A 24,302-nucleotide genomic window follows, 5' to 3' on the forward strand; every position below is an offset into this window, starting at 1 on the left:
TAACAAACAAAAGCCCAATTGAATAAATAGTCGCTGTATTTTTTGCTTTTTAGAGCAATGCTCGGCAAACTATGGCCAAATTTTCAGGAGGCTAGTATGCAGTTAAATTACAAGCAACAAGGGCAAGGTCCTAACGTTATTTTGATCCACGGGCTTTTTGGATCATTAGAAAACTTAAATGTTATTGCAAAGCCATTAAGTGAACACTTTAATGTTATAAACGTTGATTTGCGTAACCATGGTCTGTCACCTCATAGCGATGAAATGAATTACCCAGCAATGGCACAAGATATTGTTGAGTTATTAGCCCGTTTAAACATAGATAAGGCCCATTTAGTTGGCCACTCTATGGGTGGTAAAGTGGCAATGGAATTAGCACTTACCCATCCTGAGCTGGTAAATAAATTGGTTGTACTTGATATTGCACCTGTTAGTTACCCCGCTCGCCACACAAAAATACTGCAAGCATTAAAAGCAGTTTCAGCACAATCAATCGACGATCGAAAACAAGCTGATGCAATTATGCAGCCTTTTATCGAAGAGCTTGGAGTTCGACAATTTTTACTTAAAAGCCTCGCTAAAAATGAAGAAGGTCGTTTTGCGTGGCGATTTAACTTAAATGTGCTCAATGAAAAATATTCGACAATCACATCCAATGTTAATGAAAATAATTCTTGTTTATGCGATACTCTTTTCATTAAAGGCAACGATTCTGACTATATTTTGCCCGAACATCGTACTGCAATTACAACACGCTTTAAAAACACCAAGGCTAAAATTATTCATGGAGCAGGTCATTGGCTTCATGCTCAAAAGCCCCTTGCTGTTAATAAAGCGATAAATGACTTTTTAACTGCGATTTAAAGTAATTTTAATCGCGTGTTTTTGATTCTGCGCACTAAATATATCAATATTTATATGCTATAGTACGCGCCGTTTAATTTAAAGGTTATACGTTGATGGTCAGTCAGTTAATTAACGAATTTGATACCCTAGGGTTGTATTTTGGCTTAGCCGGTATTTTCATATTCATCGGCATGGCAATTAAAGACGTACTAAAAAGTGGTAATGTACCAAAGTTCGGACAATACATTGTCTGGGGCGTGCTCTTTTTAGGTTGTTCAGGCTTTATTGCTAAAGGGCTTATTCAAGTATTTTGGCAAGGCGCAGGTGTAGGTTAAGCATGGCGAAGTCAGAAACAGATAGAACTACACTCGATTTATTTGAATACGAAAAACGCCCAGGCAGGCCTAAAACCAATCCCCTTTCACGGGATATGCAGTTAAAGGTAAATAAACGTAATCAAATAAAAAGAGATAAAGCACGTGGTTTAAAACGTGTTGAATTTAAAGTTTCATCACAGTTATATCAAGCATTAAGTGATATGGCAGATGCACAAAATATTAGCCGCAGTGCGCTGATTGAAACGATTTTACAAGAAAGATTGGCTATTGATACATAAAAGGTTTTAAATCCATGGCAAGTGTAGGCATTTTTTTCGGAAGTGACACAGGTAACACAGAACACGTAGCAAAAATGATCCAAAAAGAATTGGGTAAAAAGCTAGTGGCTGTTCATGATATTGCAAAAAGCTCTAAAGAAGAGATAGCTGAATTTGATTTAATCTTATTCGGTATTCCGACTTGGTACTACGGCGAAGCGCAATGTGACTGGGACGACTTTTTCCCTGAGCTTGAGGAAGTGGACTTCGAAGGTAAGCTTGTGGCTATTTTTGGTTGTGGAGACCAAGAAGATTACGCAGAGTACTTTTTAGATGCAATGGGCATGATCAACGATATAGTTACTGAGCGTGGCGCTATTGTTGTGGGCCATTGGCCAAGCGAAAGCTATGACTTTGAAGCGTCTAAAGGCATGGCTGATGAGAAGCACTTTGTAGGCTTGGGTATCGATGAAGACCGTCAACCAGAGCTAACTGAGCAACGTGTTAAAGCATGGTCGGCTCAAGTGTATGAAGAAATGTGTTTAAGTGAATTAGCTGACTAATTTTCTACATATATCGCGAGCTGTTTAAATAACTATCAAACAGTTAGCGATTTAAGCTTTAATAGCAATATAAATCAATTGTTCTTTGCACTTAACGCTTAGGCACGTTATCCTGTTTATTGCTAATGTGTCGTGTACATCTTTGCAAGATGTCTAGTATAACCAAATAAAATTGAGACAGATTTAATGACTGATCATAACTTGGAACTTAAAAAAGCCGGTTTAAAAGTAACTTTACCGCGTATTAAAATATTAGAGATTTTACAATCTCCAGATAACCAACACATCAGTGCTGAAGATGTTTACAAAATTCTTTTGGATCTAGGTGAAGAAATTGGTCTTGCGACTGTATACCGCGTACTTAACCAATTTGATGATGCAGGTATTGTAAGCCGTCATCACTTTGAAGGTGGAAAATCAGTATTTGAACTTTCAGGAAGCACGCACCACGATCATTTAGTATGTCTGAAATGTGGTAAAGTTGTAGAGTTTGAAGATGATATGATTGAACGTCGTCAACTTGAGATTGCTGAAGAAAATGGGATTACCCTTACAAATCATTCTTTGTATTTATACGGTGAGTGTAATGATAAAGCAGCGTGTAAAGAGTTTAGCGACGCAAACAGCTAATAGCGCTTTTTAAAGCAATAAAAAACCTGCTAATTGCAGGTTTTTTTGTGTCTAAATTACGATAGTATATAGTGAGCCGGTATAAATACAGGCTCATTATTAAACGTAGCTACTGTGTTTTAGACCATGAATCACGAAGACCCACTGTTTGGTTAAATACAACGTTCTCTGATTTAGAATCACGAGAGAAATAACCCGTACGCTCAAACTGAAAGCCCTGCTCTGCTTGAGAATCAGCAAGCGATGGCTCTAATTTAGCGTTTGGCAAAACAACCAATGACTCTGGGTTTAGTGTTGTTTCGAACTCATCAGCAGCTGCTGGGTTTGGTACGCTAAACAAACGGTCGTATAAACGCACTTCTGCAGTGATAGACTCTGGTGCTGAAACCCAGTGAATAACGCCTTTTACTTTACGTCCATCACTTGGGTTTTTACCAAGTGTTTCGCTGTCGTAAGTACAGAAGATAGTTGTGATTTCGCCATTTTCGTCTTTTTCAACACGCTGCGCTTTAATAACATAAGCACCACGTAAGCGTACTTCTTTATCAAGTACTAAACGTTTGAATTTGTTATTTGCTTCTTCTTTGAAGTCTTCACGTTCGATATAAATTTCACGCGTAAACGGTACATCACGACGACCCATTTCTTCTTTATTTGGGTGATTAGCCACAGATAAAATTTCAACCTTGTCTGCATCGTAGTTTTCAATAACTATTTTAACAGGATTGAGTACAGCCATTGCACGTGGTGCATTTTCGTTTAAGTCTTCACGGATACACGCTTCAAGCATGCCCATTTCGACCATATTCTCTTGTTTTGTTACACCAATACGCAAACAAAATTCACGAATTGAACCTGGTGTATAGCCACGACGACGTAAACCTGCAATTGTAGGCATACGTGGGTCGTCCCACCCTTCTACATGGTTATTAACCACTAAATCACTAAGCTTACGCTTAGACATAATTGTATATTCAAGATTTAAACGTGAGAACTCAATTTGCTGCGGGTGACATTCTAAACTGATGTTATCAAGTACCCAGTCGTATAAACGGCGGTTATCTTGAAACTCTAATGTACATAACGAATGTGTAATACCTTCAAGCGCATCAGAAATACAGTGCGTGAAGTCATACATAGGGTAAATGCACCACTTATCAGCTGTTTGATGATGGTGAGCAAAACGCACACGGTAAATAATTGGATCGCGAAGCACCATAAATGAGCTTGCCATATCAATTTTAGCACGCAGAACACATTCACCCTCTTTGAATTCACCAGCACGCATTTTTTCAAATAACGCTAGGTTTTCTTCAACTGACGTGTCTCTATATGGACTGTTTTTACCTGGCTCTTTTAATGTACCACGGTACTGTCGCGCTTCGTCTGCAGTTAAAAAACAAACGTACGCTAAGCCTTTATTTATTAGCTCAACTGCGTAACCATATAAAGTATCAAAATAGTTAGAAGAATACTTTATATCGCCATCCCAATTAAAACCTAACCACTGTACATCCTCTTTAATAGAATTTACGTAGTTAATGTCTTCTTTTTCAGGGTTTGTATCGTCAAAACGTAGGTTACATAAACCGTTGTAGTCTTTTGCGATACCAAAATTTAAGCAAATTGATTTTGCATGACCAATATGTAAAAAACCATTTGGTTCAGGTGGAAAACGTGTATGCGTTGTAGCATGTTTCCCGCTTGCTAAGTCTTCATCAATTCGGGTTCTAATAAAGTTACTTGGGCGATTCTCAATTTCCGCCATAGGAGTGTGATCCTCTAATATTACGTAATAACAAAACTAATGCATTATTACAAAAACATACACTAACATACAGCAATAGATTAAGGTTTATTTTAGATATTGATTAACTTTAATCCACAGGTTCCATTGTTTATGAATAAAATTTGTTTTAACGCAATATTTAAGTCATCAAAACCGATTATAGTAATCGAATAACCTACTTTATAAGGATCCGAAGATGGCTACACTTAATCAACACCGCGTATATATTCCAACAAACGCACGCGCTAATCACTATTTATTGGCTGAAATAACACCTAGTGAAGCGTTTTACAGTAGTTTTACCACTATAGATTGTTGCTATGAACGCATTGCGCGTCAACTATTTGCATGTTGTGATGAATATGAGCTTCATAATGTACATTTACTTGCCAACGATAAGCTACCGGTTGTACGATTTCATGATGAGTCATACCAGTTAGAAACGGATAAGCAGATGCTGTTTTTTTATAATCCTCGCTATCACGAAGCGCATAAACTTTATTACACACCAAACACGAAAAGTAAAAAAATACGTTTACTTTTTTTAGCCACCGGTGAGGACTTACGTGCGAATTCAGCTTTGTTTCACAATAAAGTACAAAAAGTATTGACCCTTTTACAAGAGCAATTATTTCTAAATCAACCTCAATTTAAACTTCGCGATCACCAGCATCTTACTTACGATTTGTTTGCTAAAGACAAAGGCAATAAAGAAAGTTATGGTTATAAGCTAAGAAGCCTCTACCCTCGTTATCAGTCGAGGCAATGCAATATACCGGGTGACCATGCTGAAATGACTTACACGACTTTTACTATTCCAATTTCTCGTGCAATCAAAACACAGTTTCAAACAATGGTAAACGATCAGGATTTTAAAAAGTTTTATGACTACTTTGCTGATAGCTTTAAACGCGCATGTGAAATTAATAAACTAACGCATGGCGCAATGGTTGCCAATGGTGCAATACCAATTATCCGTAACAGTAAAATAGATAAAAATGAAGGCAATGTAGAATTGCAGAAATTAAGTTTTGATGTTGAATCAAATGAAAGTCAGATTAAATATTTTTATGATGAAACTAAACTAGTAGAAACCATCCATTTCGTTGTCGTTGCGACAAACCAAGATAAGCATGAGATTGGGTATGGGCGCTTCATGAACCAAGTAGAAAAAACGGTTCACGCTTTATGTGAAGAGCTTGCTATAAATAAACAACGACAAGATTTGTCTGTGCGCTTCTTTCAGCACATTAGTTATCCATTCTAAATTTAACCCAATAACAAAAAGGCCCGCATAAGCGGGCCTTTTCAGAGGGAACAAGCAATTACCAGCCTGTTTTCTCTTTAAGTGCTTTACCGATTTCAGCAAGTGAACGTACAGTTTTTACGCCCGCAGCTTCTAATGCAGCAAATTTCTCATCAGCAGTACCTTTACCGCCTGCGATGATTGCGCCAGCGTGACCCATACGCTTACCTTCTGGTGCAGTAACACCAGCAATGTAAGATACTACAGGTTTAGTTACGTTAGCTTTGATGTACTCTGCAGCTTCTTCTTCTGCAGTACCACCAATTTCACCAATCATTACGATTGCTTCAGTTTGTGGATCTTTTTCGAACATTTCTAAAACGTCGATAAAGTTAGTACCTGGAATTGGATCACCACCAATACCAACACACGTAGACTGACCAAAACCAGCATCAGTAGTTTGCTTAACCGCTTCGTACGTTAAAGTACCAGAGCGAGAAACAATACCTACTTTACCAGGTTTGTGGATGTGACCAGGCATGATACCAATCTTAGTTTCACCAGGAGTAATAACACCTGGACAGTTAGGACCGATCATGCGAGTACCTGTTTGATCTAGTTTAACTTTAACGTCAACCATATCAAGTGTAGGGATACCTTCAGTGATACAAACAATCAGCTCGATGCCAGCATCGATAGCTTCTAAAATTGCATCTTTACAAAAAGGAGCTGGTACATAGATAACTGAAGCAGTTGCGCCAGTTTCTTGAACAGCATCACGAACTGTGTTGAATACAGGAAGACCAAGGTGCGTTTGACCGCCTTTACCAGGGCTTACACCACCAACCATTTGTGTACCGTACTCAAGCGCTTGCTCAGAGTGGAAAGTACCTTGGCCACCAGTGAAACCTTGACAGATAACTTTTGTATCTTTATTGATTAATACAGACATTATTTGCCCTCCGCAGCAGCAACAACTTTCTCAGCAGCGTCTGTTAGTGATTCAGCAGCGATGATGTTAAGGTCAGACTTAGCTAGAACTTCACGACCTAGTTCAGCATTAGTACCTTCTAAACGTACAACTACAGGTACGTTTACGCCAACTTCTTTAACTGCGCCAATGATGCCTTCAGCAATCATGTCACAACGAACGATACCGCCAAAGATGTTAACTAAAACAGCTTTAACATTGTCGTCAGAAAGAATGATTTTGAATGCTTCAGAAACACGTTCTTTAGTCGCGCCGCCGCCAACATCTAGGAAGTTAGCCGGTTTGCCGCCGTGTAGGTTTACGATGTCCATAGTACCCATTGCTAGGCCTGCACCGTTAACCATACAACCAACATTGCCATCTAGAGCAACGTAGTTAAGCTCGAAGCTTGCTGCGTGTGCTTCACGTGCATCTTCTTGAGATGGATCGTGGAACTCACGGATTTTAGGTTGACGGTAAAGTGCATTACCATCAATACCGATTTTTCCGTCAAGACAGTGAAGGTTACCTTCGTCTGTAATTACTAACGGGTTGATTTCAAGTAGTGCGAAATCAAAATCAGTAAACATTTTACCAAGACCCATGAAGATCTTAACAAACTGCTTCATTTGTACTGGGTTAAGACCCAATTTGAAGCCTAGTTCACGTGCTTGGTAAGCTTGAGGACCTACTAACGGGTCGATTTCAGCTTTGTGGATAAGCTCTGGTGTTTCTTCTGCAACAGTTTCAATTTCAACGCCGCCTTCAGTAGACGCCATGAAAACTACTTTGCGAGATGCACGGTCAACTACTGCACCTAGGTACAATTCGTTAGCAATGTCAGTACAGCTTTCAACTAAAATTTTAGCTACTGGCTGGCCTTTCTCGTCTGTTTGGTAAGTAACTAGGTTTTTACCCAGCCAGTTAGCTGCAAACGCTTTTACTTCGTCGATAGTTTTTACTAGCTTTACACCGCCAGCTTTACCACGTCCACCTGCGTGAACCTGAGTTTTAACAACCCACATATCACCGCCGATTTTTTCAGCAGCTGCTGCAGCTTCTTCAGGTGTATCGCAAGCGAAACCTTGAGAAACTGGTAAACCATATTCGGCAAAAAGTTGTTTTGCCTGATACTCATGCAAATTCATGATGCTTTATCCAATTTTTTATACTAAAAGAGCTGAATATTTTTGAAAATAAACAACTATCCCAAATTGCGCACCTAGTATAGATCCCAAGGCTTAACATGAAAACCCCAGTACGACCAAAGGCGCAAAAAAAAAGCTGTGAATGTTCATTCACAGCTTACATTTCATACAACTAGATTAAACATCTAGCAATAAGCGTGTTGGATCTTCAAGTAACTCTTTAATAGTTACTAAGAAACCAACAGATTCTTTACCATCAATGATGCGATGATCATAAGAAAGTGCTAAATACATCATAGGTAGTATTTCAACTTTACCATTTACAGCCATTGGACGGTCTTGAATTTTATGCATACCCAAGATTGAAGACTGTGGCAAGTTAATGATAGGTGTAGATAGTAATGAACCAAATACGCCACCATTAGTGATAGTGAAATTACCGCCAGTCATATCTGCAAGCGTTAGCTTACCATCACGACCTTTAAGTGCTAATTCACGAATACCCTTTTCGATTTCAGCAACAGATAGTTTGTCACAATCTTTAAGTACCGGAGTAACTAGCCCACGTGGAGTAGATACTGCAATGCTGATATCAAAATAGTTATGGTAAACAATATCGTCACCATCAATTGATGCATTAACATCAGGGAAGCGTTTAAGTGCTTCAGTTACCGCTTTCACGTAGAAAGACATGAAACCTAAACGAATACCATGGCGCTTTTCAAATACTTCTTGGTACTGCTTACGAAGGCTCATGATTGGTTCCATGTTCACTTCGTTGAATGTTGTTAACATTGCAGTTGAATTTTTAGCTTCAAGAAGGCGTGTAGCAATCGTTTTACGTAAACGAGTCATAGGAACACGTTTTTGAGTGCGGTCGCCCATCGGTGCTGCAGGAGCTGAAGCTTCTGCTTTTTTAGCCACTGGTGCTGGTGCTTTTAAGAATGTATCAACGTCTTCTTTAGTTACACGGCCATTTTTACCCGTGCCGTTAATTTTAGAAGCGTCTAGGCCTTTCTCAGCAATTAAACGACGAACTGATGGTGTTAACACATCAGAGCTTTCGCTTGAATCTGCTGCTGGCGCTGCGTCTGCTTTTGCAGCTGGAGCCGCTGGTGCACCGCCTGCTTTAACCGAACCAATTACTTGCTCGCCTAGTACAGTATCGCCTTCGTTGTGAATGATATCACCCATGATGCCATCTTCTTGAGCTACTACTTCAAGAACAACTTTATCTGTTTCAATATCTACCAAGTTTTGGTCGCGTGTTACTGCGTCACCTGGTTGTACATGCCATGTAGCAATTGTTGCGTCTGCAACTGATTCTGGAAGTACAGGTACTTTAATGTCCACTTCTTTACCTTCTGGTGCTGGTGCTGATTGCGCCGCTGGCGCGTCTTCTGATTTAGCGGGTGCTGATTCTTCTTTAGATGAACCTTCACTTGCTGGCGCTGCATCAGCATCACCAAGTAAACCCATAACTTGATCGCCAAGTACGGTTGCACCTTCTTCTTGTGATATTTCTGTAATTACACCGTCATGCTGTGCAACAACTTCTAAAACCACTTTATCTGTTTCAATGTCTACTAAGTTTTGATCGCGAGTTACTTTGTCGCCAACACTTACATGCCATGTAGCAACGGTAGCATCTGCAACCGACTCAGGAAGAACAGGAACTTTAATTTCTGTGCTCATTGCTTATCCTTTATTTTCTATAGTAAGCGCGTCGGCAACGAGCGCTTGTTGTTCTTTAGTATGTACTGACATGTAACCACACGCTGGTGATGCAGACGCTTTACGCCCTGCATATTTTAATTTAGCACCTTGTGGGATTGCATCAATAAAGTGATGTTGTGAACAGTACCATGCACCTTGGTTTTGTGGCTCTTCTTGACACCATACAAAATCAGTTACGTGTTGGTAACGCTCCATAATTGTTTGCATTTCGTCGTGTGGGAACGGATATAACTGCTCAACACGAACAATAGCAACATTATCTTGTTCAAGTTTGCGACGCTCTTGTAATAGCTCGTAGTAAACTTTACCACTACAAAATACAACACGTTCTACTTTCTCAGGGTTAATATCATCAACTTCGTCGATCATATTATGGAAAACACCGTGCGAAAGCTCTTCAAGCGATGAAGTAGCAAGAGGGTGACGCAGTAACGACTTAGGCGTCATAACAATCAGTGGACGACGAAGTGGTCGAACTGATTGACGACGAAGCATAGCGTAAACTTGTGCCGGAGTAGACGGAACACAGACTTGCATGTTGTGATCAGCACATAGTTGTAGAAAACGCTCTAAGCGTGCTGAACTATGCTCTGGACCTTGACCTTCGTAGCCATGTGGTAACAAAATTGTCAGACCACATAAACGGCCCCACTTTTGCTCACCAGAACTTAAAAATTGGTCAAATACAACTTGTGCACCGTTGGCAAAGTCACCAAATTGCGCTTCCCAAAGTACTAATGACGTAGGCTCAGCTGTTGCATAACCATATTCAAAAGCAACGACAGCTTCTTCAGATAAAACAGAGTCGAATACTTGGAAAGTACCTTGATCTTCACTTAAGTGCTGTAGAGGTGTATAAGTAGCACCATCTGATTGACTGTGAACAACAGCATGACGATGAAAGAATGTTCCACGACCTGAATCTTGACCCGTCAAACGGATGTCAGTACCTTCAGTTGCAATTGTTGCATAAGCAAGTGTTTCTGCCATACCCCAATCAAGAGGCTTCTCACCAGAAGCCATTAACTTACGATCATCGTAAATCTTTTTAACGCGTGACTGTGCTTTATATTGCTCAGGGTAAGAAGCAATTTTCTCACCAAGTGCCTTAAGCTCTTCAACAGGTACGCTGGCATCGTAATCAACATCCCATTCATGGCCAACATACTTTGCCCAATCTGAAGAATGTGATGTCTCTGGCTGAATTTCTGAAACAACACAATTTCCTTCATCTAATGCGTTACGATACTCATCGGCTAAGGCTTTTATTTCTTGTTCAGAAAAAGAACCTTCAGCAATAAGTTGATCGGCATAGATTAAACGTGGAACTGGATGCTTTTTAATTTTTTGGTACATTAAAGGCTGCGTAGCATTAGGCTCATCAGCTTCGTTGTGACCATGGCGACGGTAACACACTAAATCGATTACTACGTCACGCTTAAACTGGTTTCTGAAATCAAGTGCAAGTTGAGTAACAAATGCAACTGCTTCAGGGTCATCAGAATTAACGTGGAAGATAGGTGACTGAACCATTTTAGCAATATCAGTACAGTAATCAGTAGAGCGTACGTCGTCTTGTTTTGATGTAGTAAAACCAACTTGGTTATTTACAACAATACGAATACTACCACCACAACTAAACGCGTTAGTTTGTGATAAATTAAATGTTTCTTGTACAACACCTTGACCTGTAACCGCAGAATCACCATGAATTGTGATTGGTAGCGCTTTAATACCAGAGCTATCACCTAAGCGATCTAAACGAGCACGAACTGAGCCCATAACTACTGGATTTACAATTTCAAGATGAGACGGGTTAAACGCAAGCGCCATATGAACATTGCCACCTTTAGTAGCAAAGTCAGATGAATAACCCATGTGGTATTTAACATCACCAGAACTTAATGTTTCTTTGTGTTTACCAGCAAACTCATCAAACAACTCTGATGGATTTTTACCTAGTACGTTCACAAGCACATTTAAACGACCACGGTGAGCCATACCAATGACAGCTTCTTGTTGGCCGCTTTCACCAGCGCGGTGAATAAGCTCTTTTAACATTGGAACTAATGCATCGCCACCTTCAAGTGAGAAACGCTTAGCACCTGGGAACTTAGCCCCTAAATATTTTTCAAGACCATCAGCTGCCGTTAATCCTTTTAGGATACGCAGCTTTTCTTCTTTTTCGAATTTAGGCCTAGACTGAACAGATTCTAAACGCTGTTGTAACCAACGTTTTTCTTCTGTCGATGTGATGTGCATATACTCGGCGCCAATCGAACCACAATATGTAGTTTTTAGTGCTTGGTATAGTTCACCTAAAGGCATAGTATCGCGGCCAACGGCAAACGATCCTACATTAAATTCGCGGTCAAAATCAGCTGCTGATAAGTCGTGGTAATCTAGCTCTAAATCTCGTACACGTTCTCGTTCCCAAATACCTAATGGATCTAGGTTTGCATTTTGGTGTCCACGAAAACGGAAAGCATTAATAAGTTGTAGAACTTTAACCTGTTTAAGGTCACCGCCACTACCCTCTGCTACCACTACTTCTCTATGCTTGTTTTTGGCAAGCTGTGCAAACTGCGCTCGAACTTCTGAATGTTTTACTTCAACATCCACACCATCAACTTTAGGTAATTGTTCGAACACTTCTCGCCATTCTTCTGGCACAGAAGTCGCATCGTCTAAATACGCTTCATAAAGCTCTTCTACATAAGCAACGTTACCGCCGTTTAAATGTGAAGATTCTAGCCATGCCTTCATCACACCTTCGTGCATTTATAAGCCCTTTTCTTTAGCGCAGAAATTAATAGTTATCATAACAAGATGGCTAATAATCTGTATTAGCCATCTTACGTTTACTAAGTAATCAAACCGCTCGGTTTAATAACATAGATTTGATTTGCCCAATTGCTTTAGTCGGGTTAAGACCCTTAGGACAAACGCTAACACAGTTCATGATACTGTGGCAACGGAACACACTGAACGCATCGTCTAAATCCGCTAAACGTTCTTCAGTTGCTGTATCTCGGCTATCAGCCAAGAAACGGTAAGCGTGAAGAAGCCCTGCTGGACCAATGAACTTGTCTGGATTCCACCAGAACGAAGGACACGATGTCGAACAACATGCACACAAAATACACTCATAAAGCCCATCTAATTTATCACGCTCTTCGATGGTTTGAAGACGTTCGCCTGCAGCAGGCTGATCATTAATTAAATAAGGTTTTACTTTTTCGTATTGAGTGTAGAACTGACTCATGTCAATAACAAGGTCACGAACCACAGGTAAACCTGGTAATGGGCGTACTACGATTTTACCTTTGCCATTTTTTTGTAGCGTAGATAAAGGAGTAATACATGCTAAACCATTTTTACCATTCATGTTAACACCATCAGATCCACACACACCTTCACGGCATGAACGACGGAAAGATAATGTAGGATCTTGTTCTTTTAAAAGAATAAGTGCATCCAACACCATCATGTCGTGACCTTCCTCAGTTTGCAAGGTGTATTCTTGCATACGAGGAGCGTTGTCAACATCTGGATTATAACGATAAACTGAAAATTGTACTTGTGCCATCGTCTATCTCCTAGTAAACACGTGCTTTAGGTGGGAAAGCTTCACGCGTTTTAGGCGCATAGTTTACATCACGCTTGCTCATTTCATCCGTTACAGGATTAAATACTGAGTGACATAACCAGTTTTCGTCATCACGATCTGGGTAGTCAAAGCGAGAATGTGCGCCACGGCTTTCTGTACGGAAGTTTGCAGCTACTGCAGTTGAGTAAGCTGTTTCCATTAAGTTATCTAGTTCAAGACATTCGATACGCTGCGTATTGAAGTCTGATGATTTATCATCAAGACGAGCATGTTGCAGGCGTTCACGAATTTCTTTAAGTTCTTGAAGACCTGCAGCCATTGAGTCACCTTCACGGAATACCGAGAAGTTAAGCTGCATACATTGTTGTAGGTCTTTTTTGATTTGAACTGGATCTTCACCTTGGCCAGCCGTTGAATTTTCCCAACGATTGTAACGTGCAAGAGACGCTTCTAAGTCTGATTCTGAAGCAGCTTTAGATATTTCAACGTCATTTAGGTACTTACCTAAGAAGTTACCCGCAGCACGACCAAACACAACTAAATCAAGTAATGAGTTACCACCTAAGCGGTTTGCACCGTGTACAGATACACATGCAATCTCACCTACTGCAAATAAACCTTGAACTACTGTTTCGTTGCCTTGAGCATCGATTTGTAGCGCTTGTCCATTTACATTAGTAGGAACACCACCCATCATATAATGACACGTTGGAATTACTGGAATTGGCTCTTTTGCAGGGTCAACGTGAGCAAATGTTTTAGCAAGGTCACATACGCCAGGAAGACGTAAGTTAAGTGTTTCTTCACCTAAGTGGTCAAGTTTTAACTTAAGATGTGGACCCCAAGGACCATCACAACCACGACCTTCACGGATTTCAGTCATCATTGAACGTGCAACAACGTCGCGAGACGCTAAGTCTTTTGCGTTTGGTGCGTAACGTTCCATGAAGCGTTCGCCATCTTTATTTAAAAGATAACCGCCTTCACCACGACAACCTTCAGTTACTAGCGTACCAGCACCTGCGATACCCGTTGGGTGGAACTGCCACATTTCCATGTCTTGCATAGAAATACCAGCACGTGTTGCCATACCAACACCGTCACCAGTGTTAATGTGAGCATTAGTGGTTGATGCGAATATACGACCTGCACCACCAGTAGCTAATACAACAGCTTTAGATTTGAAGAAGGTAACTTCACCTGTCTCAATCTCAATTGCAGTACACCCTACCACATCACCATTATCGTTTTTAACTAAATCAAGTGCATACCATTCAGAGAATACATTTGTTTTGTTTTTAACGTTTTGTTGATATAGAAGGTGTAATAGCGCGTGACCAGTACGGTCAGCAGCTGCTGCAGTACGTGCGGCTTGTTCACCACCAAAGTTTTTCGATTGACCACCGAAAGGACGTTGGTAAACACGGCCATTTTCAAAACGAGAAAATGGTAAACCCATGTTTTCTAATTCGGTAATCGCTTCTGGGCCAGTTTGACACATGTATTCAATAGCGTCTTGGTCACCGATAAAATCGGAACCTTTAACGGTATCGTACATATGCCATTCCCAGTTGTCTTCGTGTGAATTACCAAGCGCTACTGTAATACCACCTTGTGCAGATACAGTGTGTGAGCGAGTTGGAAATACTTTAGAAATTAATGCACACGTTTTGCCAGATTCAGTAATTGCTAAAGCAGCGCGCATACCTGCACCACCTGCACCAATTACTACGGCGTCAAATTCACGAACAGAATATTTCACTTAAACACCCCATAATACAATTAGACCAATAGCTACGTACGCAACGGCCATTAGGTTTAATATAAAACCTAAAACAGCACGTAACTTCGCACACTTAACATAGTCTGTAAGAACTTGCCAAAGGCCAATGCGGGTATGAACCATAACGCACACAAGGGTAATTAATGTAAACCCTTTCATTGCTAGGTTAGAGAAGAGGCCTGTCCAGGCTTCGAAAGTGACTTCTGGCGTCGCTAAAAAATAGCCGATAATAAAAATCGCATACGCGCTGATTATTAATGCCGTGGTACGTAAAGATACGAAATCTTGTACACCATCACGTTTAAGAGTTGCTTGATTTAAAACCATATCCACACCCCTGCCAATACGGCAAACACAACACCAAGAGCCATTGAAACTTTAGCGCTGAGGTTACCTGATTCAAGTTCTTCCCAATGTCCCATATCCATAATCATATGACGGATACCACCAATAAGGTGATAACCTAATACAGAAACAGTGCCCCAAGCTATAAATTTGGCAATGAATCCGTTAAACAGACCCTTGACGAATTCAAAACTTTCAGCTGAAGAGAGAGACTCAGACCAAGCCCAAATGACAAACGTTAAAGCAAAAAACAATGCAACACCGGTGACGCGGTGGAATATTGACGCTTTAGCCGTTGCCGGCATAGATATAGTTGTTAGATCTAGATTTACAGGTCTTTGCTTTTTCACAGTTACTTGCCCATCTTGCTCGCAGTGGAGCTCATCTACTTGCTTTTCTAAAAACCCACCAAATATTACTGGTGGAACTATCAAAGTAAACGTATTAAAACAGTTAAAGTTCACATTTAAGCAAAAGTTAAGCTGTAAAAAAATGTTTACCCAAATACAATGCGGTTTAAAACCACTGTTAGTATATATACCCACAGGGCTTTTTACAATTCTTGTTTATTTATAGATGTTTGCGAATTAGCCAATGGTATTATATTTAATTAATACAGAATATTTATTATACATATATGCATAATGTTTATAAAAATTGACTTTACACCCCTCTTTCACGTTAAAATGCGAAGATGTGCTTAAAACAGATTTCAGAACTTTAAAAATCTAAAAATCAGAATAGATATCTTAATAGGAGATACATAACGATGGCAGATAAAAAAGCCACAGTCCAAATTGATGGGCTAGATCCAATCGAACTTCCAATTTATCAAGGCACTGCTGGCCAAGATGTAATCGACGTACGTACGTTAGGTTCACATGGTCACTTTACTTATGACCCAGGTTTCATGTCGACTGGTTCTTGTGAATCTGCAATCACCTACATTGATGGTGGTAAAGGCATTTTACTTCACCGCGGTTACCCAATCGAACAATTAGCTGACGACTCAAACTACATTGAGTTATGTTATTTACTGTTAAATGGTGAATTACCTTCTAAAGAGCAATACGAAGTTTTTAAGAATGAAATCACTACAAGCACTATGCTTGACGAGAAGATTGCTAACTTTTTCCAAGGTTTCCGCTTTGACGCTCACCCAATGGCAATGCTTTGTGGTGTAGTGGGTGCGTTATCATCTTTTTATCATGAAGACCTTGATATTACTGATGCAGAACAACGTAAAACAAGCGCAGTTAAGCTAGTTGCTAAGTTACCAACTATTGCTGCAATGGCTTATAAAACAAACATCGGCCAACCGTTTGTATACCCACGTAATGATTTAAGTTATGCAGAAAATTTCTTACATATGATGTTCTCTGTACCTGCTGAAGAATACAAAGTTAACCCTATAACAGCTAAAGCAATGGATAAAATATTCATGCTTCATGCTGACCATGAACAAAATGCATCAACGTCTACAGTACGTCTTGCAGGTTCGTCTGGTGCTAACCCATACGCTTGTATTGCTGCTGGTATTGCTTCTCTTTGGGGCCCTGCTCACGGCGGCGCTAATGAAGCATGTTTAAACATGTTAGAAGAAATCGGTTCTGTTGACCGTATCGATGAATATGTAGCAAAAGCTAAAGATAAAGCTGACCCGTTCCGCCTTATGGGCTTTGGCCACCGTGTTTACAAAAACTTTGACCCACGCGCTACAGTAATGCGTCAAACGTGTCATGAAGTTTTAGCTGAGCTTAATATCCAAGATCCATTGCTTGATATTGCAATGAAACTTGAGAAAATCGCGCTAGAAGACCCGTACTTCGTAGAGAAGAAATTGTACCCTAACGTTGATTTCTACTCAGGTATTATCTTAAAAGCGATTGGTATTCCAACAAGCATGTTCACTGTTATTTTTGCAATGGCACGTACTGTTGGTTGGATCACTCACTGGGACGAGATGTTATCTCAACCTGGTCATAAGATAAGCCGCCCTCGTCAGCTTTATACTGGTTACACAGCACGTGACTACGTATCAACTGATAAGCGCTAATCCGCTTTAGTATTGTTTGAATATTTTAAAAGGTCGCTTTGCGGCCTTTTTTATTATTTGTTACTTGAGAATAATAAAAAAGTGTCTACAATTCTCGCCTTAAAATGACTACATTGATGAAGCTAATGACTGTTTTAGAGTTCGACATAAATAAAATTCGAAGTGACTTCCCTACCTTAAATCAAACTATAAACGGCTGCCCGCTTGTTTATTTAGACTCAGCTGCAACCTCGCAAAAGCCTCAATCAGTTATTAATGCAATTACTGAGTTTTATACTTCTCAAAACGCAAATGTACACCGTGGCCGTCACTCGCTCAGCGAACAAGCTACTAATTTATACGAGCAAGCACGAGATAAAATGGCTCAGTATTTTAATGTGTTCAGCAACGAGATTGTTTGGACAAAAGGCGCTACAGAGGCAATAAACTTGGTCGCTAACGGCTTAAAAAAGCGTTTAGATAAAAGTCATACCATAATGATATCTCCACTTGAGCATCACGCAAACATAGTGCCTTGGCAAATAGTGAGTCAACAAACAGGAGCTAAGTTAGTATCGCTGCCGCTTAATAAAAATGGCACATTAAACACGCTAGAATGCTGTGAATTTATAAAACAAATAAGGCCTACCCTATTAGCTATTACACAAGTATCTAACACACTTGGTAATATCACTGACTTATCGCCATTGATTAGAGTAGCAAAAGAGGTAAATTCACTTGTTTTAGTCGATGGTGCGCAAGGTGCACTGCATTTAAAGCCTGATTTACGGAAATTAAACTGTGATTTTTATGTCTGCTCAAGCCATAAAATGCTTGGTCCAACAGGCTTAGGTGTACTTTATGGTCGATATGAGGAATTAAACGCCTTAGATATATATCAATCAGGCGGTGAAATGATCGATAAAGTATATTTAACCCACAGTACATATCGCCCAGCACCTGCAAAATTTGAAACCGGCACACCGAATATTTCCGGCGTTTTAGGCTTTAGTGCTGCATTAGACTATTTAAATGAATTAGACCACGGTAAAATTCAGCGCTACGAGCAAAAATTATTTAATTATGCAGCAAAAAAATTGGTAATGATTGAGGGTATTACAATATATAGCAACCTATCTGACAATATTGGTACGCTCTGTTTTAACTTTAATAATGAACATCCTTACGATTTGGCAACTTTACTTGACGGATATGGGGTTGCAGTAAGGAGCGGACATCATTGTACACAACCTTTAATGGCACATTTAGGCGTTAATGGAACAGTTAGAGCTAGTTTAACCTTTTACAATACCTTTGAAGATGTAGATATATTTATCCATTCGCTTAAAAAATGTATCGCTTTATTGGATTAAACGTCACTTTAATAGAATTAATTAGGATAACTCATGACAAATACGTTTAAAAAAGTCACTGAATCTATAAAAAATGCACCCGCTTGGCAGCAAAAATATCGTGAAATAATGCTGTTGGGTAAAACATTACCTATATTACCAGAATCGCTGAAAATTGATGATGCCCTTGTACCAGGCTGCGAAAGTAAAGTGTGGATGTTTGTAGAGTTTGATTTAACAGAGAGCTCTTTAGTCGTTATAGGTGACTCAGATACACGTATTGTAAAAGGCTTACTAGCCTTAATATTAGCGCTGTATAACGGTTTAACACCAGAGCAGGTAATTAAAATTGATGCGTATGAAGAGTTTGAAAAATTAGGCTTAATTAGTCACTTAAGCCCTTCTCGTGGCAATGGAATTAAAGCCATGATTGAAAAAATAAAAACCATGGCACAACAAAAAGTGCTCTAAGCTCTATCACAATCAAGCGTTGTAAGTAGACGCTGCTTTTTATCCAAATATTTTCGAACAGCTTTTGCCGCAACAAAAAAGCCGAAGCTTCCTGTGATCATAGTCACAGATCCAAAACCGTTATTACAGTCCATATTCATCGAGCCATCAGCACTTTGCTTAGCATGGCATACACTGCCATCGCTTCCTGGGTAAACCAATTGCTCTGTTGAGTAAACACAATCAATATTGAACTTACGCTTAGGGTTATTACTAAAATTATACTGCTTGCGCAAAATATAGCGCACTTTTGCAAGTAATGGGTCTTGCGTAGTTTTAGCTACATCACCAAACGTTATTTGGCTAGGATCAGTTTGCCCGCCAGCACCACCGGTTGTAATTATAGGGAGTTTATTACGTTTACAATGCGCTATTAATGCCGCCTTTTCTTTAACCGCATCAATACAATCAATCACATAATCAAAACCTTGAATATGTTCTTGAATATTATCAAGTGTAATAAAATCATCTATTACATTAATTTGGCATTCTGGGTTAATAAGCTCGCAGCGCGCTTTCATTGCATCGACTTTAGCTTGACCAATAGTGCCCGTTAACGCATGAATTTGCCTATTTACGTTAGTGGCGCAAATATCATCTAAATCAATCAATGTTATTTTACCAACACCAGTACGCGCGAGCGCTTCAGCCGCCCAGCTTCCTACACCACCAATACCTACTACACAAAAGTGTGCTTCTTGAAGCCAATCAAACTGTTGATGACCATATAAACGTTTAATACCACCAAAACGTATATCTGTAACTTTTTCGCTCATTTACCAATCCAGTTGCCATGGCGATTGCCATGCTTGAAAATCTTGATGTTTAATTAACGCCAAATACTCATCACCACTATCGGGTAATAAAGTTAGCTGTATTTGTTCACCTTGCCATAAAAAGCTTAACGCATATGCATGTAAATAGGTACGATTAGAAGGCGTGCCTGAATACATTGCATCGCCAAAAATAGCTGCGCCCACACTTTTTAGTGCCACTCTTAATTGATGCGTCTTTCCTGAATAAGGCTTTAAAATATACCCTCTAAATCCTGGCTTATAACTCAGAGAATAGAATCGGGTGATTGCAGGGTTAAGTGTACTCGTTAGTAACTTAAATGAGCCACGGCGAGATTTAGCCATATCGCCTTTTATCCACCCTTGCTTCTTTTTAGGTTTAGCATCACTAATCGCTAAATAAAATTTATTAATCGCATGCTCAGTAAACATAACAGTAAAGGCGGCTGCAGAGGCTTTGTTTCTTGCTAAAATAATAAGCCCTGATGTCACTTTATCTAAACGATGAACGCCATAAAGCTTTTGCGATAATTGTTGTTCGGCTAACACAACAAAACCAGGCCCCTCCTCTGAATGAAAATTAAGACCTGCTGGCTTTTCTAAAATATAAAAATCGTTATGTGTATAAACAACGTTTAATATCTTACTTACTTGCTCACTCACACGTTTTTACTTTTAATATGCGCTATCACTTTAGCTAAGTCATCGGGCGTATCGACACCTGCATGGGGAGCTATTTGAGCTTGTTCTATTTTGATTTTATAACCATGATACAAAACACGTAACTGCTCAAGCGATTCAAGCAATTCAAGTGGTGATACACTCAGTTCTATATATTGTTTAATAAAACCCGCTCTGTACGCATAAATACCTGCATGGCGTTGGAACGGTGATAAATTAAGAGCCGTGCTATCATCCATCATTGTATTTCTATCAAACGGTATACTTGCACGAGAGAAATACAGGGCATTTTTATTTATATCACTCACCACTTTAACGGCATTAGGATTAAATACTTCATCACGCTCTTCAATAGCAACACTTAACGTTGCCATTGGTGCTGTTGAATCACTTAATAGCGCAGCAACTTGAGATACGTTTTCTGGTGCAAGTAATGGCTCATCGCCTTGTACGTTAACCACAATTGTATCGTTATCAAGTTTAAGTAAATCAACTACTTCTGCTAACCGTTCAGTACCAGACTGGTGATCTTCGCGAGTCATTACTACGTCGCTAGTAAATAAACTTACTGCATCAAATACTTTTTGATGATCGGTTGCTACAATAACTTTGCTAGCACCTGATAAACATGCTTTTTCGTAAACATGTTGAACCATTGGCTTACCGCATATATCGGCAAGTGGTTTTCCTGGTAGTCGGGTTGATGCAAAACGCGCAGGTATAACAACTACGAATTCCACTTTTCAACCTCTTCTAAAGATAACTCACGCGCTTCATTTTCAAGCAATACTGGAATATCATCTTTTACAGGATAAGCAAGTTTAGCTGCCGTGCTAATTAGTTCGTTATTTTCTCTATCAAAACGTAATTTACCCTTGCCTACTGGGCAAGCAATTATCTCGAGTAGTTTTGTATCAAAGGCCATTGAGTATTCCTTTTTCTTTTAATAATGAATTTAGTTTATTTATAACGCTATCGGTAGGTTGTGCATCTACTGGTAAATAATACCAATTAAGTTTGGCAAAGGGCTGACATTTAACGGCGTCTTTTTCGGTCATTATAATGTAATCATCGCCAAACTGGGCAAAATCATCGGCTGTATAAGCATAGTGATCTTTAAAATGATGAGTCGATAATAACGTAATGCCTTGTGCTTCAAGTGAGTTTTCAAACCGTTTAGGATTACCAATTGCACTTATTGCATGTGCATGAGTCACTGTGTGTTTTACATCATCACTTGAATTAACTAATCGTAAGTTACTTACTTTTAGCGTGTAGCTATTATTAGCCTCACCACCATTTTCAATTACTATATCCACATTTTGTAAGCGTTTAGTTGTTTCGCGAAGTGGCCCTGCTGGCATAACAAAGCCATTACCAAAACGGCGTTCACTATCAACAATACAACACTCAATGCTACGTGGCATTTTATAATGCTGCATTCCGTCATCAGAAATAATGACATCTAGCGTATAGTTATTTTCTAATAAATCGATATTGTGTTGTCTATTAGGACCAACCGCTATTGGGCATTTTAAACGGTGGTATAAAAGTACAGGCTCATCTCCAGCCTGTTGGGCGTTAACAACTGAAGTGACTAACAGCGGGTAATTATCTGATTGCCCACCGTAGCCTCTACTAATAATACCCACTGATAGACCTTGCTCGGTCAAATACTCATACAACCACAAAACAAAAGGTGTTTTACCATTGCCGCCTACACTTATATTGCCGACTACAATAACAGGCGTTTTACACTCAAACGCTTTAATTATTTTAGCGCTGTACAAGCATTTTCGAAATGTCGATACAATCCAAAACAGAGCACTCAATGGTAATAACAATAAAGTAATTAGACCAAATGGTTTATACCAACTTTGTTCTATTTTGCTCACGCCTGATCACCAAACTGCATTTTGCAAAGGGCTGAATACGTACCGTCATTTGCTAATAAACTATTGTGATCGCCACTTTCTATTACACGACCGTTATCAATAACATAAATTCGGTCACTGTTTTCAATAGTAGATAAGCGATGCGCAATAACAATTGAGGTTTTGTCTTTCATTAGCGTTTCTAACGCTTGCTGAATAAGCTTTTCAGACTCTGTATCAAGTGCTGATGTTGCTTCATCTAAAATCAAAATAGGTGCATCTTTTAATATTGCACGCGCTATCGCTATACGCTGGCGTTGACCACCAGAAAGCATTACGCCATTTTCACCTACCATGGTGTTTAATTGTTCTGGAAGATCTTTAACAAACTCCCAAACATGCGCTTGTTTTGCTACTTGTACTAATTCGTCATTAGTTACATCATGCTTTATGCCATAACAAATATTGTTAGCAATCGTATCGTTAAATAACACGACTTGCTGAGAAACCAAAGCAAATTGGCGACGCAAATCTGTTAATTTATAATCCTGCAGGGCTATGCCATCAAGTAATATTTCACTCGGCAGATCTAAATCATAGTAACGTGGTAATAAATTAGAAATAGTTGATTTACCCGAGCCTGAGCGCCCTACTAAGGCAATACTTTCACCCGCTTTAATCGTTAGCGACAAATCGTTTAATACGGCTTCATCTTTAGTTGGGTACTTAAAGGTTACATTTTTAACTTCAATTAACCCTTTAACTTTATCAACAGCGACTGTGCCAGTATCTTTCTCTACATTTTCATCAAGTATTAAAAATATACTTTGAGATGCAGAAATGCCACGTTGCATATCGCTATTAACATTAGCCAATTGTTTAAGTGGGCGCAGCAACATCATCATTGATGATATCAAAACAACAAAATCCCCAGAGCTTATAGTATCAATCATAGAAGGCATCGATACCACCCATAAAATAACAGCCATAGCACTTGCGGCGAGTATTTGAATAATGGATACACTTAAGGCTTTTGTCGCATCCATTTTAATGCGCTGCTGACGGTTATGATTATTAATTTTAGAAAATTTATTTATTTCTTGCTCTTGTCCACCAAACCCGTGAATTACTTTATGTCCGCTAAGCATTTGTTCAGAGCTACGTGTAACCTGCCCCATAGCTGATTGGATACTTTTAGAAATATGGCGAAAACGTTTCGATACAACCGCTACAATAATAGCGACAAGAGGGATGATGACTAGAAATATAAGTGAGAGCTTCCAACTGGTATAAAACATTACACCAAGTAAAAAGACGACAAAGGCCCCTTCACGTACAACAATAAGTAGCGCTTTAGTTATTGCTTGTTGAACTTGCTCTGTGTCAAAAGTGATTTTTGAAATTAAATCGCCCGTAGAGTTTTTGTCATGAAAAGAAACGGGTAAATGCAATATGTGCTCAAATAACTCTTGGCGTAAAGATCGTACAACTTGTGAACCTACATAGCTTAAACAATACGATGACATAAAATTAAAAATACCACGCCCAATCACCAGTGCAATAACAACAAATGGAGCATACTTTAATACATCGCTGTTTCGTTGGTTCAAACCTTCATCAATAAATGGTTTCATTAATTGAATAAATAGCGCATCCATTCCTGAATAGCCAATCATTCCTATAATAGCGACGAAGGCTACACTCTTATATGCACCGACGTAAGAAATTAACCGTTTATAAATTTGTGTAGTACTTTGATCCATAACACTCTCTTCATACAATTACAGACTCTAT

At 39.4% G+C, this 24,302-nt stretch carries 24 protein-coding genes; 9 read left to right on the forward strand and 15 right to left on the reverse strand.

The window, feature by feature from the left end:
* The first annotated feature begins 96 nt into the window (after positions 1-96).
* From LOS73_RS12505 to fur, 5 genes are all read left to right on the forward strand, one after another.
* On the forward strand, positions 97-864 hold the full coding sequence (locus tag LOS73_RS12505; protein ID WP_008133719.1) for an alpha/beta fold hydrolase: 768 nt from the start codon (positions 97-99) through the stop codon (positions 862-864).
* A gap of 95 nt (positions 865-959) precedes the next feature.
* A complete protein-coding gene (locus LOS73_RS12510) occupies positions 960-1,181 on the forward strand; it encodes a DUF2788 domain-containing protein (protein ID WP_002962930.1) in 222 nt (73 codons plus the stop codon).
* A gap of 2 nt (positions 1,182-1,183) precedes the next feature.
* Complete coding sequence (gene ybfE / locus LOS73_RS12515; protein WP_002962928.1) at positions 1,184-1,462, forward strand: LexA regulated protein; 279 nt, start codon at positions 1,184-1,186, stop codon at positions 1,460-1,462.
* 14 nt (positions 1,463-1,476) lie between these two features.
* Positions 1,477-2,004, forward strand: a complete 528-nt coding sequence (gene fldA, locus LOS73_RS12520; RefSeq protein WP_007375757.1) for a flavodoxin FldA — start codon at positions 1,477-1,479, stop codon at positions 2,002-2,004.
* A gap of 186 nt (positions 2,005-2,190) precedes the next feature.
* Positions 2,191-2,634, forward strand: a complete 444-nt coding sequence (gene fur / locus LOS73_RS12525) for a ferric iron uptake transcriptional regulator (RefSeq protein ID WP_002962922.1) — start codon at positions 2,191-2,193, stop codon at positions 2,632-2,634.
* A gap of 109 nt (positions 2,635-2,743) precedes the next feature.
* Here fur and glnS read toward each other — a convergent pair whose 3' ends face one another.
* A complete protein-coding gene (glnS, locus tag LOS73_RS12530; RefSeq protein WP_033039030.1) occupies positions 2,744-4,402 on the reverse strand; it encodes a glutamine--tRNA ligase in 1,659 nt (552 codons plus the stop codon).
* A 217-nt stretch (positions 4,403-4,619) separates the two neighbouring features.
* On the opposite strand from glnS, the gene LOS73_RS12535 reads away from it, so the two are divergent.
* Positions 4,620-5,690, forward strand: coding sequence for a DUF3083 family protein (locus tag LOS73_RS12535; protein ID WP_457933772.1), 1,071 nt, complete (start codon positions 4,620-4,622; stop codon positions 5,688-5,690).
* A 58-nt stretch (positions 5,691-5,748) separates the two neighbouring features.
* On the opposite strand, the gene sucD is transcribed toward LOS73_RS12535, so the two are convergent.
* From sucD to sdhC, 8 genes are all read right to left on the reverse strand, one after another.
* Positions 5,749-6,621: a succinate--CoA ligase subunit alpha gene (gene sucD, locus LOS73_RS12540; protein ID WP_002961811.1), complete on the reverse strand. Its 873-nt coding sequence runs from the start codon at positions 6,619-6,621 to the stop codon at positions 5,749-5,751.
* The gene (sucC, locus tag LOS73_RS12545) at positions 6,621-7,787 is read right to left on the reverse strand and encodes an ADP-forming succinate--CoA ligase subunit beta (protein WP_007375754.1); all 1,167 of its coding nucleotides are present in this window, start codon (positions 7,785-7,787) and stop codon (positions 6,621-6,623) included. Before sucC ends, sucD begins: the two co-directional genes overlap by 1 nt.
* A 177-nt stretch (positions 7,788-7,964) precedes the next feature.
* Positions 7,965-9,482 carry a 2-oxoglutarate dehydrogenase complex dihydrolipoyllysine-residue succinyltransferase gene (odhB, locus tag LOS73_RS12550; protein ID WP_457933773.1) on the reverse strand — a complete coding sequence of 506 codons (1,518 nt, stop codon included), beginning with the start codon at positions 9,480-9,482 and terminating at the stop codon, positions 7,965-7,967.
* A 3-nt stretch (positions 9,483-9,485) separates the two neighbouring features.
* Positions 9,486-12,305, reverse strand: coding sequence for a 2-oxoglutarate dehydrogenase E1 component (gene sucA, locus LOS73_RS12555; protein ID WP_033028374.1), 2,820 nt, complete (start codon positions 12,303-12,305; stop codon positions 9,486-9,488).
* Between the two features lie 91 nt (positions 12,306-12,396).
* On the reverse strand, positions 12,397-13,113 hold the full coding sequence (locus LOS73_RS12560; RefSeq protein ID WP_007375751.1) for a succinate dehydrogenase iron-sulfur subunit: 717 nt from the start codon (positions 13,111-13,113) through the stop codon (positions 12,397-12,399).
* Between the two features lie 10 nt (positions 13,114-13,123).
* Complete coding sequence (gene sdhA, locus LOS73_RS12565) at positions 13,124-14,896, reverse strand: succinate dehydrogenase flavoprotein subunit (protein WP_007375750.1); 1,773 nt, start codon at positions 14,894-14,896, stop codon at positions 13,124-13,126.
* Entirely contained in the window at positions 14,897-15,244 is a 348-nt protein-coding gene (gene sdhD, locus LOS73_RS12570) for a succinate dehydrogenase, hydrophobic membrane anchor protein (protein ID WP_007375749.1), read from the reverse strand.
* Positions 15,235-15,612 (reverse strand): succinate dehydrogenase, cytochrome b556 subunit, encoded by a 378-nt coding sequence (gene sdhC, locus LOS73_RS12575; RefSeq protein WP_076914908.1) that lies wholly within the window; start codon positions 15,610-15,612, stop codon positions 15,235-15,237. The genes sdhD and sdhC overlap by 10 nt, the downstream gene beginning before the upstream one ends.
* A gap of 419 nt (positions 15,613-16,031) precedes the next feature.
* On the opposite strand from sdhC, the gene LOS73_RS12580 reads away from it, so the two are divergent.
* From LOS73_RS12580 to LOS73_RS12590, 3 genes are all read left to right on the forward strand, one after another.
* Positions 16,032-17,318 (forward strand): citrate synthase, encoded by a 1,287-nt coding sequence (locus LOS73_RS12580; RefSeq protein WP_007375747.1) that lies wholly within the window; start codon positions 16,032-16,034, stop codon positions 17,316-17,318.
* Between the two features lie 125 nt (positions 17,319-17,443).
* The gene (locus LOS73_RS12585) at positions 17,444-18,670 is read left to right on the forward strand and encodes an aminotransferase class V-fold PLP-dependent enzyme (protein ID WP_457933774.1); all 1,227 of its coding nucleotides are present in this window, start codon (positions 17,444-17,446) and stop codon (positions 18,668-18,670) included.
* A 33-nt stretch (positions 18,671-18,703) separates the two neighbouring features.
* Positions 18,704-19,120 (forward strand): SufE family protein, encoded by a 417-nt coding sequence (locus LOS73_RS12590; RefSeq protein ID WP_007375745.1) that lies wholly within the window; start codon positions 18,704-18,706, stop codon positions 19,118-19,120.
* Here the strand turns inward: LOS73_RS12590 and tcdA are convergent.
* The 6 genes from tcdA to msbA are packed head-to-tail and all read right to left on the reverse strand — an operon-like array spanning position 19,117 to position 24,271.
* On the reverse strand, positions 19,117-19,935 hold the full coding sequence (gene tcdA, locus LOS73_RS12595; protein WP_007375744.1) for a tRNA cyclic N6-threonylcarbamoyladenosine(37) synthase TcdA: 819 nt from the start codon (positions 19,933-19,935) through the stop codon (positions 19,117-19,119). The two genes, LOS73_RS12590 and tcdA, sit on opposite strands and share 4 nt — an antisense overlap.
* Complete coding sequence (locus LOS73_RS12600) at positions 19,936-20,616, reverse strand: TIGR01621 family pseudouridine synthase (protein WP_007375743.1); 681 nt, start codon at positions 20,614-20,616, stop codon at positions 19,936-19,938.
* The gene (kdsB, locus tag LOS73_RS12605) at positions 20,613-21,374 is read right to left on the reverse strand and encodes a 3-deoxy-manno-octulosonate cytidylyltransferase (RefSeq protein WP_457933775.1); all 762 of its coding nucleotides are present in this window, start codon (positions 21,372-21,374) and stop codon (positions 20,613-20,615) included. Before kdsB ends, LOS73_RS12600 begins: the two co-directional genes overlap by 4 nt.
* Entirely contained in the window at positions 21,362-21,559 is a 198-nt protein-coding gene (locus LOS73_RS12610; RefSeq protein WP_007375741.1) for a Trm112 family protein, read from the reverse strand. The genes kdsB and LOS73_RS12610 overlap by 13 nt, the downstream gene beginning before the upstream one ends.
* A complete protein-coding gene (lpxK, locus tag LOS73_RS12615; RefSeq protein ID WP_007375740.1) occupies positions 21,549-22,529 on the reverse strand; it encodes a tetraacyldisaccharide 4'-kinase in 981 nt (326 codons plus the stop codon). The genes LOS73_RS12610 and lpxK overlap by 11 nt, the downstream gene beginning before the upstream one ends.
* Positions 22,526-24,271 carry a lipid A export permease/ATP-binding protein MsbA gene (msbA, locus tag LOS73_RS12620; protein WP_033014902.1) on the reverse strand — a complete coding sequence of 582 codons (1,746 nt, stop codon included), beginning with the start codon at positions 24,269-24,271 and terminating at the stop codon, positions 22,526-22,528. Before msbA ends, lpxK begins: the two co-directional genes overlap by 4 nt.
* Between the last annotated feature and the right edge of the window lie 31 nt (positions 24,272-24,302).

The organism is Pseudoalteromonas sp. SCSIO 43210 (assembly GCF_054133285.1).

Bases quoted from the DNA above. Each gene is read 5' to 3' on its own strand.
- LOS73_RS12585 (WP_457933774.1), top strand. From the start codon at position 17,444: ATGACTGTTTTAGAGTTCGACATAAATAAAATTCGAAGTGACTTCCCT.
- LOS73_RS12510 (WP_002962930.1), top strand. From the start codon at position 960: ATGGTCAGTCAGTTAATTAACGAATTTGATACCCTAGGGTTGTATTTT.
- LOS73_RS12505 (WP_008133719.1), top strand. From the start codon at position 97: ATGCAGTTAAATTACAAGCAACAAGGGCAAGGTCCTAACGTTATTTTG.
- odhB (WP_457933773.1), bottom strand. From the start codon at position 9,482: ATGAGCACAGAAATTAAAGTTCCTGTTCTTCCTGAGTCGGTTGCAGAT.
- LOS73_RS12590 (WP_007375745.1), top strand. From the start codon at position 18,704: ATGACAAATACGTTTAAAAAAGTCACTGAATCTATAAAAAATGCACCC.
- msbA (WP_033014902.1), bottom strand. From the start codon at position 24,271: ATGGATCAAAGTACTACACAAATTTATAAACGGTTAATTTCTTACGTC.
- glnS (WP_033039030.1), bottom strand. From the start codon at position 4,402: ATGGCGGAAATTGAGAATCGCCCAAGTAACTTTATTAGAACCCGAATT.
- tcdA (WP_007375744.1), bottom strand. From the start codon at position 19,935: ATGAGCGAAAAAGTTACAGATATACGTTTTGGTGGTATTAAACGTTTA.
- LOS73_RS12535 (WP_457933772.1), top strand. From the start codon at position 4,620: ATGGCTACACTTAATCAACACCGCGTATATATTCCAACAAACGCACGC.
- sucD (WP_002961811.1), bottom strand. From the start codon at position 6,621: ATGTCTGTATTAATCAATAAAGATACAAAAGTTATCTGTCAAGGTTTC.
- fldA (WP_007375757.1), top strand. From the start codon at position 1,477: ATGGCAAGTGTAGGCATTTTTTTCGGAAGTGACACAGGTAACACAGAA.
- LOS73_RS12610 (WP_007375741.1), bottom strand. From the start codon at position 21,559: ATGGCCTTTGATACAAAACTACTCGAGATAATTGCTTGCCCAGTAGGC.
- LOS73_RS12580 (WP_007375747.1), top strand. From the start codon at position 16,032: ATGGCAGATAAAAAAGCCACAGTCCAAATTGATGGGCTAGATCCAATC.
- sucA (WP_033028374.1), bottom strand. From the start codon at position 12,305: ATGCACGAAGGTGTGATGAAGGCATGGCTAGAATCTTCACATTTAAAC.
- sdhD (WP_007375749.1), bottom strand. From the start codon at position 15,244: ATGGTTTTAAATCAAGCAACTCTTAAACGTGATGGTGTACAAGATTTC.
- LOS73_RS12560 (WP_007375751.1), bottom strand. From the start codon at position 13,113: ATGGCACAAGTACAATTTTCAGTTTATCGTTATAATCCAGATGTTGAC.
- ybfE (WP_002962928.1), top strand. From the start codon at position 1,184: ATGGCGAAGTCAGAAACAGATAGAACTACACTCGATTTATTTGAATAC.
- fur (WP_002962922.1), top strand. From the start codon at position 2,191: ATGACTGATCATAACTTGGAACTTAAAAAAGCCGGTTTAAAAGTAACT.
- sucC (WP_007375754.1), bottom strand. From the start codon at position 7,787: ATGAATTTGCATGAGTATCAGGCAAAACAACTTTTTGCCGAATATGGT.